The sequence below is a fragment of the Silvanigrella sp. genome (assembly GCF_044369315.1).
Classification (GTDB): Bacteria; Bdellovibrionota_B; Oligoflexia; order Silvanigrellales; family Silvanigrellaceae; genus Silvanigrella.
On the sequence record NZ_JBIPMD010000005.1, the window covers coordinates 1 to 14,243 of the forward strand.

The 14,243-nt window shown below is 31.6% G+C and carries 14 protein-coding genes and 1 pseudogene; 9 read left to right on the forward strand and 6 right to left on the reverse strand.

Features of this window, described 5'->3' with window-relative positions:
* The 6 genes and pseudogenes from ACIQ56_RS01000 to ACIQ56_RS01025 form a co-directional block, all read right to left on the reverse strand.
* Window positions 1-327 (reverse strand): annotated as a pseudogene (locus ACIQ56_RS01000) (hypothetical protein); the annotation flags it as partial.
* A gap of 2 nt (window positions 328-329) precedes the next feature.
* Window positions 330-839 (reverse strand): DUF3015 family protein, encoded by a 510-nt coding sequence (locus ACIQ56_RS01005; RefSeq protein ID WP_397599222.1) that lies wholly within the window; start codon window positions 837-839, stop codon window positions 330-332.
* 187 nt (window positions 840-1,026) lie between these two features.
* A complete protein-coding gene (locus ACIQ56_RS01010) occupies window positions 1,027-1,524 on the reverse strand; it encodes a DUF3015 family protein (RefSeq protein ID WP_397599223.1) in 498 nt (165 codons plus the stop codon).
* 98 nt (window positions 1,525-1,622) lie between these two features.
* On the reverse strand, window positions 1,623-2,111 hold the full coding sequence (locus ACIQ56_RS01015; protein WP_397599224.1) for a DUF3015 family protein: 489 nt from the start codon (window positions 2,109-2,111) through the stop codon (window positions 1,623-1,625).
* A 107-nt stretch (window positions 2,112-2,218) separates the two neighbouring features.
* Complete coding sequence (locus ACIQ56_RS01020) at window positions 2,219-3,070, reverse strand: MnmC family methyltransferase (protein ID WP_397599225.1); 852 nt, start codon at window positions 3,068-3,070, stop codon at window positions 2,219-2,221.
* Window positions 3,061-3,570, reverse strand: coding sequence for a Fur family transcriptional regulator (locus ACIQ56_RS01025; protein WP_397599226.1), 510 nt, complete (start codon window positions 3,568-3,570; stop codon window positions 3,061-3,063). The genes ACIQ56_RS01020 and ACIQ56_RS01025 overlap by 10 nt, the downstream gene beginning before the upstream one ends.
* Before the next feature lie 125 nt (window positions 3,571-3,695).
* On the opposite strand from ACIQ56_RS01025, the gene ACIQ56_RS01030 reads away from it, so the two are divergent.
* The 9 genes from ACIQ56_RS01030 (at window position 3,696) to tatC (ending at window position 14,084) form a co-directional block, all read left to right on the forward strand.
* Window positions 3,696-4,256 (forward strand): DUF2796 domain-containing protein, encoded by a 561-nt coding sequence (locus ACIQ56_RS01030; protein WP_397599227.1) that lies wholly within the window; start codon window positions 3,696-3,698, stop codon window positions 4,254-4,256.
* The gene (locus ACIQ56_RS01035) at window positions 4,253-4,936 is read left to right on the forward strand and encodes an ABC transporter ATP-binding protein (RefSeq protein WP_397599228.1); all 684 of its coding nucleotides are present in this window, start codon (window positions 4,253-4,255) and stop codon (window positions 4,934-4,936) included. Before ACIQ56_RS01030 ends, ACIQ56_RS01035 begins: the two co-directional genes overlap by 4 nt.
* The gene (locus ACIQ56_RS01040; protein WP_397599229.1) at window positions 4,933-6,201 is read left to right on the forward strand and encodes an ABC transporter permease; all 1,269 of its coding nucleotides are present in this window, start codon (window positions 4,933-4,935) and stop codon (window positions 6,199-6,201) included. Before ACIQ56_RS01035 ends, ACIQ56_RS01040 begins: the two co-directional genes overlap by 4 nt.
* Complete coding sequence (locus ACIQ56_RS01045; protein WP_397599230.1) at window positions 6,198-7,154, forward strand: metal ABC transporter substrate-binding protein; 957 nt, start codon at window positions 6,198-6,200, stop codon at window positions 7,152-7,154. Before ACIQ56_RS01040 ends, ACIQ56_RS01045 begins: the two co-directional genes overlap by 4 nt.
* Window positions 7,155-7,176: 22 nt before the next feature.
* The gene (locus ACIQ56_RS01050; protein ID WP_397599231.1) at window positions 7,177-7,848 is read left to right on the forward strand and encodes a metal ABC transporter ATP-binding protein; all 672 of its coding nucleotides are present in this window, start codon (window positions 7,177-7,179) and stop codon (window positions 7,846-7,848) included.
* Between the two features lie 69 nt (window positions 7,849-7,917).
* Window positions 7,918-8,757, forward strand: a complete 840-nt coding sequence (locus ACIQ56_RS01055) for a metal ABC transporter permease (protein WP_397599232.1) — start codon at window positions 7,918-7,920, stop codon at window positions 8,755-8,757.
* A 10-nt stretch (window positions 8,758-8,767) separates the two neighbouring features.
* A complete protein-coding gene (gene lysS, locus ACIQ56_RS01060; protein ID WP_397599233.1) occupies window positions 8,768-10,261 on the forward strand; it encodes a lysine--tRNA ligase in 1,494 nt (497 codons plus the stop codon).
* A gap of 52 nt (window positions 10,262-10,313) precedes the next feature.
* Window positions 10,314-13,226, forward strand: coding sequence for a DNA polymerase I (gene polA, locus ACIQ56_RS01065; RefSeq protein ID WP_397599234.1), 2,913 nt, complete (start codon window positions 10,314-10,316; stop codon window positions 13,224-13,226).
* The gene (tatC, locus tag ACIQ56_RS01070) at window positions 13,227-14,084 is read left to right on the forward strand and encodes a twin-arginine translocase subunit TatC (protein WP_397599235.1); all 858 of its coding nucleotides are present in this window, start codon (window positions 13,227-13,229) and stop codon (window positions 14,082-14,084) included.
* Window positions 14,085-14,243: the final 159 nt, after the last annotated feature.

The window sequence follows — 14,243 nt, forward strand, 5'->3', positions numbered from 1 at the left end:
TGGAAATTTACAATGTGCTGAATTATTATCTTCAATCCCAGAAAAAAAAGCTTTAATTGTTGCTTCCATTTCAGATTGTAAATTTACTTTACCTTCTTCTGAAAGATAAAAGTCTTTCCCATCTACAATTCCTGCTGGAGCACTAAAATATTTATTTTGATAAAAAAGTATTTTTCGCCATTCTGATTTTTGAGAAAGAGATAGCTTACGCGATTTTTCTATAAAATAGTTTTCTGCACTTTGTAAATGAGAATCTTCCAGAGCAGATAGGAATAAAGGGTAAAAAAATAATATAACAATTAAAATTTTCTTTATTCCGTTTGCCAATGCTAACTATTACCAAGGTTACAAGATTTAGAGAGCTCTGAATTTTTTAACATTTCTTGATTTATATTATTTACAACTTCTTCTGCATTATTTGATGTAAAGATAGAGCTATAATGAGATTGTGTATAAGCACCAAACTCAGCATAAGAACTTGATGGACAACCAACAACGGCAGCTAAACCATTAACGGATGAACCGTTACCTTGAGCAGCTTCTCTTTGAAGTGTGGAAAGGTTTGCATTCACATAATCTAGTTTCATACGAGTATTAGCTTGTTTTGCAACTCCGGATCCACAATTAGAAGTACCAGACGTAATCCCAAATGTTTGGTTCCCAAAAGTTCCATTTGTTGTTGCTGCTAAAATTTGGCTACCTTTGCCATTTTCTTTAAAAACAATGGAACCAAGTCCACAACCAGCAATACCAACATCAGCTGAAGCACTAAAAGTAACAGTACTTAACAAAGATGCTGCAACTAAACCAAAAAATTTTTTTGAAACTAAAATTTTCATTGAAAAACTCCATTTAAGCAATAGTAAAGAACGACTTCCGTCTTTAACTGCAAAAATAATACAGATATAATAAAAGCATTCAATAGCGAATAGGATATTTTTTTATTTTTTAAAATTTTTATCAATAAAATATTAAATTATGTGTGAATTAAATATTTTTTAGGAGGCATTGCTAAATAAACAAAAATCAAATTTGGATAAATTTACATTCTTTAGAAAGATTCTGATTTTTTTCAACTTCTGCTTTTATATTTTGTAAAACTTCTTTTGCATCTTGAGCAGAAAATATCTCATAGTATTTTTCTTGGGTATAAGCTCCAAAACTTGAAAAACTTGAATTTTCACATCCTAGAGTAGATGCAAGACCATTTAAACTATCACCACTTCCTTGCGCAGCTTCTCTTTGTAGTGTTGAAAAATTTGCAACAACATAATCTTCTTGTTTTTGAACAATCCCAAATAAACCAGGAGCACAATTTGATGTCCCCGTTGTAATTCCAATAAATTGTGAACTTGTTAAATGATTTGTTGTCATAGCTAATATTTGTTTCCACCACTCATTTCCTTTAAAAACAACAGAACCAAGTCCGCACCCAGCAGATCCTACCGCATGAGCACGAGATGCAAGTAAACAGAAAGCACCTACAATAAGGACAAAAAGAATATTTTTCATAAAATTTTTCATTTTAACCTTCCTAAAATTTATTAAATTTAAAATAGGAGAACTCAATATAGATTCTATTTAAAGAGTATAAAAAGAAAATAATAATGTCAAAAAAACAACTAGATATGAATATATTTACAACTGTGAGCTAAATTTTCATTTTTTTGAATTAAATTTTTTATATTCCATAAAACATTTTTTGCATTTTGTGAGGAAAAAATTTCAATATAATTTTTTTGAGTATAAGAGCCAAAATCTGGAAAATACATTTGATCACATCCTAATCTATAAGCGAGACCAAATAATAATTCACCTGTTCCTTGAGCGGCTTCTTTTTGAAGAGAAGAAAGGTTGATTTCAATATATTCTTCTTGGTTTTCAACAACCCCAAATACAGCTGGGGGACAACCTGATGTCCCCGATGTTATTCCAAATGCTTGAGAACCTGTCGCTTGATTTGATGTGAGCGCAAAAATTTGTTTCCACCACTGCGTTCCACGAAAAACGACCGAACCTAAGCCACAACCAGCAGAACCAATAACAGCATTCGCATTTGAGATATAAAAAACAAATAAAATGAGGCTAAATATAAAAAGAGTATTTTTCACAAAACATTTGTCCCTTTAAAATAAAATTTAAATTGAAAAAGAAACATTTATTTAAATTATTAAGGGAAAAATTGAAAAAGAAAATTTAAATGTCAAAAGAGCCTAAATTAGAAAAAAGACCATTGCAAATGATTGTCTATCAAATTCACAATTTTATCTTTATTCTGTTCTTTTTCTTCTAAAGAAAATTTTGCTTCGGAACGAAGAAATGTTTTTTTCCATTCTAAGGTCAAGGGCTCTGCTAAATCCTGAAATATCTTTGTTGCTACTGTAGATTTTGATTTTTTACCACTTAACGGTCCAAATCCAACATATAATCCAGAAGCAAACATAACTGCTCTTATACATGTTGCTGAGGAATAAGTAATCATTTTGGCGTTATTTGATAAATGTAAATTTAAATTGGTAAAAATTTGATAAGTCCACAAATGAGGATGACTTGCTGGTGAAAAAAAATCGTAACAAACAACATCAGCTAATGGATAAGTTCCTTTTGGCTTTAAAATTGTCTTACAAAAATCTCCTTCAATAAAATTCCATTCAAAAATACGGCCATCATGCAATTTATGAACAAAATTATTTTGTGAAATACAAAGAGGCAACAGCTCCATAAATTCATTTACATATGGAAATAAATGAATATTTTCTTGAAGAGCAATCAAACCTTCTTTTTCTAAATCAAAACTCACAATAGTTAATTTTTTAATATTTAGATTGTTTAAAAAAGATTGATACATTGCAATTAATTGAGCGCCACAACCCATTCCTAAATCATAGACAACAAATTCTGGACTTTGAGTATTTAAAATATTTGAATGATTTACATATAAATGAATGGCTTCTTGATAGGGACCCACTTGTCCATGAAGAATTTCATTGGTTTCTATATGTTTAAATGTAGGAATACCTGAACAAGTATTTGCTAAAATATATTTATTTCCTTGATCTTTTAGCGACATTGTTTACATATCCCATCTATTTGAAACATTTGTTTTATAGGTTCAAACTGAAATTTTTCTTTTACATTTTCAAATATTTTATAAATAGGATTCCAGTCCATATGGATTTCGTTTACTTTACTACATTTTATACAATTTAAAATAATATGATTTGAATTATGTTCACAACGAGTGGTACAGGATAAATAATCACCAGAAGGGAAAACTTGATGAACTAAATTTAATTGACTAAAAGTTTCTAATATACGATATACAGATACTTGATCAATTTTTATTTTATAATCATTTATTAAAGAGTCAAAAATACTTTTTGGAGATAAAGGAACTGTCGTATTTGCTAAACATTCTATTAAAGCAAGACGCGATTTCGTTATTCTAAAATTATTTTCTTTTAAGGCATCAAAAGCGAGTTGCTGAAATGATTTCCCGCTGCATCCATCACCATGCTGATGATGATGGCGTATTTGAAATTCAACTTTATAATGTTCATCTGGTTCCACGAAGTGAATCCTTTCAAAATAGAAATGACAAGCATCTATTGCAAATTTTTTGCATTTATGCAAGACTCTTTTTTTATGATAATATTTTATATATTATCAATAACTTATCAATAATGAGGCACAACATGCTTAAGAATTCTTTAAGATTTTGCTTAATTTCAGCATCCTTATTTTTATTACAAAATACCTATGCTCATGGAGCTCACAATCATGGTTCTGCCAAAATCAATATGGGAGTTCAACAAAAAACAGCAACTATTCAAATGGAAGCGCCTGCTGTGAGTATGTATGGGTTTGAGCATGAAGCAAAGACGGAAAAAGATAAACAAACAGTTTCCGAAGCAGTGGAAAAATTAAAAAAAAATATCTCACAAATAGTTAAATTAGATTCCGCTCTAGGTTGTACATTTTCACCTAATAAAATAGAACCCTTTGTAAAAGATGAGGATGGAGATGAGGACAATATGAAAGATTCAAAAGCAAAAAATAAAAAATTAGAAGGGGAGCATGGCGACTTTAAAGCCGAATTTAATATTAAATGCCAAAAAGAACTCACTGGAAGTAAAGTAACTTTTCAGTTTAAACCATTTTTTCCAAACGTAAAACAAATAGATGCGCAAGTATTAAGTAATTCAACTCAATCCGCTTCAAAAATAACGAATGATAAAGGTTTTCTGCAGTTATGAATGATATCATAAATTTAAAAAATTTAAAATATTCTTATAAAAAGAACTCTCCTATTTTAGACATTGAAAATTTAAATGTAAAAGAAGGTGAAAAATTATTTTTATATGGGCCCAGTGGTTGTGGCAAAACAACTCTCTTGAGCATTTTATCTGGAATTCTTCCTGCATATGATGGATCTCTCAAAATATTTAATACCGAATTTATTGGATTAAAGCCCTCTCTCAGAGACCAGTTGCGCGGTAGTGAAATGGGTTATATATTTCAACTATTTAATTTGATCCCGTATTTAAATGTTTTAGATAACATTTTATTGCCTTGTAAAATAAGTCCTTTAAGAAGAAAAAACTTAAGCTTACAGGAATTAAAAGAAAAATGTATTGAATTAGCAAACAATTTAAAGATTGGAAAAATTTTAAATAAAAAAGTAACAGAAATATCGATTGGTCAACAACAACGAGTTGCCGCTGCCCGAGCTTTAATTGGTTTTCCTAAATTAATTATTGCAGATGAACCAACGAGTTCTCTTGATGCAGATAATCGAGAACAGTTTTTAAAAAATCTTTTTGATCAATGTGAGTCACAAAATACAACTTTAATATTTGTAAGTCATGATAAAGATCTCAAAAAGTTTTTTTCAAATCATATTTATTTACCCGAAATTAATAGAGTTAAATCATGATCATCCTTCTAAAAATAGCAGTTCAATCGCTTTTAAATAGAAAAATGACTTTTATTTTAACCGTGTTTTCAATCGCCCTAAGCATAATGCTTTTTCTTGGAATTGAAAGAATAAAGCTAGGAGCTAAAGAAAGCTTTTCAAATACAATTAGCAAAACAGATTTAATTGTCGGTTCCCGTGGAAGTGGCATACAACTTTTATTATATACTATTTTTCATATGGGAAATGCGACAAATAATATCTCTTGGTCATCCTATGAAAGCATCAAAAATAATCCCGAAGTGAGTTGGACAATACCTTATTCCTTAGGCGATAGTTATAATGGCTTTCGAGTAATTGGAACAGATCAAAATTTATATGAGCATTATCGTTTTTTCGGAGATAAAAAAATAGAGATATCTGAAGGACATGTTCCAAATAATATATTTGAAACGGCTCTTGGATTTGAAGTTGCAAAAAAAGAAAATTTAAAAATAGGCGATAAAATATCGCTTACGCATGGCATTAGCGATGGACCAGGTATTCTCACTCACAAAGATAAACCATTTACTATTGTTGCTATTCTTAAAGAAACAACAACACCTCTTGATCGGGCGGTTTATATTACTTTAGAAGGAATGGAAGCGATACATATTGATTGGGTTAATGGCTCTCCTGCTCTGCCAGGTAAAGAAACACCACAAAATCAAATTAAAAAAGAAAATATTCAAATTGGCCAAATAACTTCCTTTTTAGTTGGTGCCGAATCCCGCATAAGCGCATTAGGTTTACTTAGAGAAATTAATAATTTTAAAAAAGAACCTTTAATGGCGGTAATTCCTGGTGCCGCATTAAGTCAACTTTGGGAAACCATTTCTTATGCTGAAATTGCTTTTCAAATTATTTCTATTTTTGTCATAATGATTGGAATTATTGGAATGATGGTTTCTATTTATACTTCTCTTGAAAATAGACGAAGAGAAATGTCCATCCTCAGAGCAATTGGTACGAGTTATAAGTCCATTGTTTTTTTATTAATTTCAGAGTCCTTTATTATTAGTTTATTTGGCTGTATTTTAGGATATATTTTATGTTGTGGATTTATTCAAATTTCACAGCCTATTATTTTAAATAAATTTGGAATTCTGATTCCTTTTTTAAATTTACAGTCTACAGAATATATTTATCTTATCATTGTTATATTAATTTCATGTATCATTGGAATTATACCTGCAGTAAAAGCTTATAAAAACTCTTTAAGCGACGGATTGAGTATTAAAATATGAAAAATTTATTATTTTCTAGTGTATCTTTGGTTCCTTTTTCTTTTTTGTTTCCTAATGTTTCTTTAGCAAATGAAAAACCGGCAACAATTAAAATTGAAACGACAATTCCTTATTTAACCGATCTTGTAAAAAAAGCATCTTGCGATTCGAAATCATTTCAAATTGAAAATATTATTTCCGTGGGAAACGATCCTCATACCTTTCATATGACTCCTTCAAATCGCATAGCAATTGCAAAAGCAGATGTCATTATTTCTGTTGGTTCTGGTTTAGAACCATGGATTTCTAAAATCCAAAAAAATAAAAATCAAACTTGGTTTACGGTAACAGAAAATATGTCGCTTACAAAACTCGATAACAATCATGATCACAATCACGACCATAATCAAGACCACGACCATGAAACGAAAGAACATAATCATTTAGAATATGATCCTCATATTTGGCAATCACCCAAATTAACAAAAGAAGCTCTCCTAAAAATTTCTAATTTATTAATAAAATTAAAACCAGAAGAAGAAAAAAATATAAATACTTGCACACAAGATTATATTCATAAAATAGAAGTCGAAGTAAAAGAATTGAAAAAACAAATTGAAACCATTCCTAAAGAAAAAAGAGTGTTCGCTACAAATCATGATGCTCTTGGATACTTTGCAGACGAATTTGGTTTTAAAATGAAAAGCATTGTCGGATTGTCGGATGAAGCTTCTCCGACCCCTGCACAGCTAAAAGACATAATTATGCAAATTAAAAAAGAAAACATTAAGGCACTATTTCTTGAATCAACAGGAAATATGCGTAATATAAAAACCGTTTCTAAGGAAACAGGCGTTAAAATAGGTGGTACACTTTATAGCGACTCACTTGGTACAAAGGGCTCAGGAGCTGAAACAGCCCCTGAAATGTGGAAAACAAATGTCAGCACTATTTTAAATGCCCTAAAAAAATAGTCTTTCATTTTTTAGGAAAAATATGAGCTACTTAAGCTGGAGTAATTTGGTTGTAGGTTATCCAAATAAAAAATCTCTTACAAATCCATTTTCTGGTGAAATTACCTTTCCTGGAATTTATGCTATTGTAGGACAAAATGGCTGCGGAAAATCCACATTACTCAAAACATGGCTTGGGTTAATCAAACCATTAAAAGGCTCTGTGCTATTTCATGATGCACCTATTCCAACAGAACATAATATTTCCCAGGGAATTGCTTATGTTCCTCAATTTCATGCCGTAAATCGTTACTTCCATATTTCTGTTTGCGATTTTATAAAACAAGGAAAAGGGCCTCATTATCATTTTACTGAAAAAGATCATCAAGAAATTATAAATTTACTTTCAGAATGGCAACTCTCAGGTTATGAAAACCGAAGTTTTCATAACCTGAGCGGTGGCCAAAAGACCCGTGCCATGATTGTGAGAGCTATTATTTCTAAACCTAAAATGCTTTTTTTAGACGAGCCACTTGCCAGTTTAGATGTTTGTTGCCAACAACAATTAATGGATACACTTGAAGAACTTGCCCATGAACATAAAGTTTGTATTTTTATTGTAGATCATCATCTCGAAAATTTTAAAAGTTATATTACAAAAAAAATTAGCTTTACTCGAAAACATGATCAGGAAATATCTACAGTTGTTATATAAAACAATTAAAAAATATTTTTCTGATTATTTTTATGATTGAAAAAATCAAATTTAAAGGCATTTATTTTTATGTTTCAAGAATTCTCTAACTTAATACAAATATTTCAATACAGTTTTGCACAAATAGCTCTTGTAGCAACAATATTAATTACAATTATGTGCGGCATTTTAAGCCCTGTTGTTGTTTTAAAACAACGAGCTTATTTAGGGGATACCTTATCACATCTTGTATTTCCAGGTGTCATCATTGGTATTCTTTTAGCAAAACTCAGCGATTTTCCTTTTTGGGGTTGTATTTTAGTTGGAGCCATTTTTACAGCACTTTTAGGAACATTTATATCTGAATGGATTTTAAAAACATTAAAAATTCCACCCGATGCATCTGCCGTAATATGCTTGACCTCTTTTTTTGCTATTGGAATTATAGCAATATCTAGCAATAAAAACACAAGAATCGATCCAGAAAGTATTTTATTTGGAGATGTTTTAACTCTTTCTTGGCGTGATGTCTCCGTACTTGCTGTCGCTCTCGTTCTCGTTTCGATATCTATTTTATCATTAAAAAAACATTGGGATGCTTGGCTTTCTGATCCTGAATTTGCAGAAATTGCGGGATTTAAAGTCAAATTATTAGAAAAACTTTTTCCAGTATTAATGACATTTGCTATTTTATCAGGACTTTTTGCTGTAGGTGGATTGATGATTTCCGCCCTACTCACGTTGCCTACAATTATTTATCAGCCAAGGAGTGTTTTTTCTCCTATAGTTGTTTTATTAAGCTTTATCGGTGGACTCCTTGGCATCCTACTTGCTTTCAGCTTTAATTGGCCCGTAGGACCGAGCATCGTTCTTGTTGGATTTTTTTCTATATTAATAAAAACCCTTGCGGTACGGTTGCAAGAGAAATAAGGGATTTCGTATGTCAGACAATATTTTTGAACTTAAAAAAACAAAATTTCTAGAGCAAAGAGAAAAAGGAAATCTTGGCGACCATTATAATAAAACGCACACCATCGCTGAAGTTGCCGCATTAACCGAAGGTACAAAAGACGTAAGTACAGCAGGACGTGTTGTAGCAATGCGTACCATGGGAAAAATTTTATTTGCTCATATTTATGATTTCAGTGGAAAAGTTCAAATATGTGTTCGTAAAACAGAGGAAGCTCCTGAGGTTTTTGAAGAGTTTACTAACCACGTTTCTATTGGAGATTTTGTTGGTGTTCAAGGTGAAATGTTTGTTACAAAAACAGGTGAGCTTACTTTACGTGTTGCAAACTGGAAATTATTAAACAAATGTTTACGCACATTACCAGAAAAATACCATGGGATTGAAGACATTGAAACTCGTTACCGCCAAAGGTATCTTGACATTATTATGAATAATGAATCCCGAGAAGTTTTTGCAAAACGTTTTCAAGTGGTAAAAGCACTGCGCCGTTACCTTGAAGATAATGGTTATAATGAAGTAGAAACTCCTATTTTACAAACAACTCCATCAGGAGCTTTAGCACGCCCTTTTTTCACGCACCATAATGCCCTAGATATTGAGTATGTTTTAAGAATTGCTCCAGAAACTTATTTAAAGAGACTTATTGGTGCTGGTATTGATAAAGTTTTTGAATTTGCAAGATGTTTTCGCAATGAAGGAATTTCGGCAACACACCTTCAAGATTTCACCATGCTTGAATTTTACGCTTCTTATTCGAATTCCGATTTAATGAGAAAATTTGTTGAAGGCATGATGCGTAACCTTATTGAGAAAATATTTGGTACTGTTAAGGTAACACTTGGTGGAAATGAAATTGATTTTTCTGGAGATTGGCCTGTCCTTGAATATTCTGATTTAATTTTAAAAGACTGCGGTATCGATATTAAAAAATGGAATACCAAAGAGTCCCTTGCAAAAGAAATTAAAGCAAAAAATATTCGCCTTGACGACGATATCAATACTTTGGGCTGGGCCAATATGGTCGACTCCCTTTATAAAAAAGTTTCTCGTCCTAAATTAATACAACCTTGTTTTTTAGTAAAATATCCCGTTGAAATGGCACCCCTTGCCAGAAGAAATGCAAAAGAACCTGAGTATGTCGACTTTTTTCAATTTCTTGTAAATGGGGTTGAACTTGTAAAAGCTTATTCTGAGCTTGTCGATCCCATTGATCAACGCGAACGTTTTGAAGAACAAATGCATGCAAGAGAACATGGTGACGACGAAGCAATGCCACTTGATGAGGATTATCTCGCATCCATGGAACACGGTTTTCCACCAATAGCAGGTGTAGGGATTGGGATTGATCGCCTTACCATGATTTTATGTGGGTGCGATAATATCAAAGACACTATTTTATTCCCTTTATTAAGACCAACAACTCAAGGGACTCCGGAATCCGAAAATTCAAAAGAAACAAAGTAACATTTTTTTATAAAAATAAATCATTTATAAAAAAATGTTTTAGGAAAATATTATGGAAAATACAAAACAACGTCTTTTTATTATTGATGGGATGTCGCTCCTATTTCGTTCCTTTTATGCAATGGGATCGCGCTTAACAGCTCCCGACGGTACCCCAATTGGCGCTGTTTATGGTTTTTTAAAGGTTGCAATTAAAATATTTAGAGAACAAAATCCGACACACTTTGCAATATGTTGGGATTTAAAAGAAAAAACATTTCGCCATGAAGTTTACCCTTTGTATAAAGCAAATCGTGGTGAAACTCCTCCCGAAATCATTCCACAAATTTTTTTAATTCAAAACTTAGTAAAAGAAATGGGAATTCCCTCCTTTGCCATTCCTGGATTTGAAGCAGATGATGTCGCTGCAACGCTTGCAAAATATTTTGAGCATTATGGCGAAGTATTTCTTGTTACTTCTGATAAAGACTACATGCAAATTATAAATGATAATATTAAAATGTTTTCTCTTAAAAAAGGAGATGAATACGATATTGTCAATGATGAAAAAGTAATTGATTATTTTGGAGTACCACCAAACCAAGTCATTGAAGTTTTGGCTCTTACAGGTGATGCTGTAGATAATATTCCAGGAGTAAAAGGAATTGGCGACAAAACGGCTGCAAAACTAATTTCTGAATACCATTCTATAGAAAACGTATATGAAAACTTAGATAAAATTACTAATAAAAGAGCAAAAACGGCGCTTGAAAATCATAAAGAAGATGCTCTTTTGTCTAGATATCTTGTTACGATAAATACTTCTGTTCCCATGAATGTTTCTGAGTTGTCGTTACGTTATACATATCAAAATTTAAAAACGAGCAAAACAGCAAAAGCTCAACTTGAATCCTTGCGAATGCATACCTTAGTAAAAAATATTTATAGTGATACTCCTTCTTCTCAAAAATACAATCTAGAACAAAAGGATAAAAATAAAGAAGTAGAAGAAACAAATAAACCACAAACAAATTTATTTGAAGAAAAAGAACATCACGAAAAATTTACTCAAGTAGAGACACAACCAACACAATCGATATCAAGTGACAATTCTAATTGGAATAAAAAAAGTTATTCCCTTGTAAAAACAAAAACACAATTAAAACAAATTTTAGATCGCATAACAGACCCTAAAACACTTTATTTTGCTCTAGATACCGAGACAACAGGATTAGACATTATTGAAGACACCCCAATTGGAATATCACTCTGTTTTGAAGAAGGAATTGCTTATTATATTCCTGCTCATGATACTCATTTATTAGGTGGTACTTTATTAACCGAAGAAAAAAACTTACCTGAATATTCTCCAAAAGATGTTTGGCAAGGATTAAAAGAAGCTCTTGCACAAAGAAAAGCCCCTTTTGCAGCGCACAATTTAAAATATGATCTTCATATGCTAAAAAATATGGGTGTCGAAATTGGAGAAAGCCCTGCTTGTTGCACCATGGTAGCAGCCTGGTTAAGCAACCCAGCTGAAGGCGGTTTTAGTTTAGATTTTTTAACTCTAAAACATTTTGATTTTCAAAAAATTCCTACAAGTGCTCTTATTGGTAAAGAAACAGGACGTTCTTCTATGTTAGATGTTCCTTTATCTGAATTAACCGAATATGCTTGTGAAGACGTCGATGCCACATTCCGACTTTGGACATTTTATCAAAATAAATTAAAACAAAATGCAGATCTCCAAAAATTATTTTATGATATGGAAATGCCAATTTTATTGCTTCTTGCTGAAATGGAAAGAAATGGAGTTCATATCAATTCTGAATATTTAGGAGGATTAACAGCAGAAATACAATCCACTTTAATGAAAATTGAAAATGAAATTTTTAGCGAAGTCGGATTCCCATTTAAGATCACAAGCCCGAAACAATTGGGCGATATTTTATTTGATCATTTAAAAGTTCATGAAAAAATGGGATACAAAGGGAAACTGGCAAGAACCACACAAGGTTATAAAACCGATGCCGGTGTTTTAGAACAGTTTGAAGAACACCCTATTGTAGAAAAAATCCAGCATCACCGAGAGCTTTCTAAGTTACTTTCTACGTATGTTCTTGTGTTACCTAAGCTTGTAAAAAAATCGACAAGTCGTGTTCACACCCATTTTAATCAAATAGGAACAGCAACAGGTCGTCTTTCAAGTTCCGATCCCAATATGCAAAATATCCCAGTTAAAACAGATTGGGGTAAAAAAGTAAGAGCCGCTTTTAGTGCATCAAAATCGAATTTTAATATTATTTCTGCAGACTATTCCCAAATTGAATTGCGTGTTCTTGCTCATATTTCCAAAGATGAAAATATGATTAAAGCATTTAACTCGGGAGCGGATATTCATAGACAAACTGCGGCACAAATTCTAGGAAAAAATTTAGACGAAGTCACAAATGAAGAAAGAAGCAAAGCAAAAGCAATAAACTTTGGAATCATTTATGGAATGGGAGCACAGCGTTTAGCAAAACAACAAAAAATTTCTTTAAATGACTCTAAAAAATTTATTGAACGTTACTTTACAAACTTTTCAGGCGTGAAAAAATATTTAGATGACCAAAGAGCCCAAGCACACGAAAAAGGCCTTGTGAAAACCTATTTTGGTCGAGTTCGTCCTATTCCTGCGATGTTTTCTAAAAATCCTTTAGAAGCAAAGCTTGCTGAAAATATGGCTATCAATTCCCCTATTCAGGGAACGGCTGCAGATATTATGAAATTAGGTATGCTAGCTGTTCATAAAGCCATTGTGCAAAAAAAATTAAAAACAAAAATCATTTTACAAGTACACGATGAGCTTGTTTTAGATGGCCCCGAAAATGAATACGAAGAAATTCAAAAAATTGTAAAAAAAGCAATGGAAGACTGTGTCTCATTTAAAGTTCCTATGCTTGTAGAAGTCGGTCATGGTATAAATTGGCTGGAGGCAAAATAAATGAGCCAAATGGGATTTAGACCTTTTCAATATGTTTCAACTGCTTTTAACGCTGGACTTCAAAGAAAAGCGAAAAGAGAAGCCGTTTTAAACGGTAATGAAGATTCACAAATGTCTTTATTTGATCATATCCGTGAATTAAGGAAACATGCCTTGCGCGCCGTTTTATGGCTTAGTGCATTTTCTGGAATTTCTTTTTTATTTATGGAACCCTTAATTCATTTTTTAAAAAAACCTTACGATTCTGTTTTACTGAATTTAAAACAACAAGGAATAACCCAAAATCTTTCTTCCATTAGTATTTTTGAAGTGATTACAGTTAATTTTAAAATTTGTTTCCTTATCGGGTTTGCTTTAAGCCTTCCTTTTATGGCGCGTGAAGTTTGGAACTTTGTTGCTCCTGCTTTATACGAAAAAGAAAAAAAAATCGCTCTCATTTCTGTTGTCGCAAGCGTTTTCTTATTTTATTTAGGAATTTCTTTTGGCTTTTTTTTAATCATTCCTTATTTTTTTTCAAATGCATTAAGTTGGGCAAGCCAATATGCATTAGTCATGATAACTTATGAAAATTATTTTAATTCTTTAATTACAATGATGCTTATTTTTGGAGCCGTATTTGAAGTCCCTGTCATTCTTTCTTTATTAGGTTTAGCAGGAATCCTTCCTTCTGAAACCTTAATTAAAAATAGAAAAATTGCTTTTTTAGGATGCTTTATCATTGGGGCTATTTTATCTCCCCCCGATGTGATTAGCTTATGTTTAGTATCGATACCAATGTATTTAATGGTTGAAATTTCTATTTATCTTATAAAGAAAATTGAAGAAAAAAGAAAAACACAGCTAACAACCTCAGAATAATTTAGCAAAAAAAATCCGAAGCGGTATCAAATTGAATTCTTTTTCATTTTTTAAATCTATTAAAACTAAATATTCGCTAAAATATTTAGCAAATTAAGCTTATTTCTTTAAAAATTATTTCTATTATATTGCATTAAAAAGCGATTACATTTTTTTTAG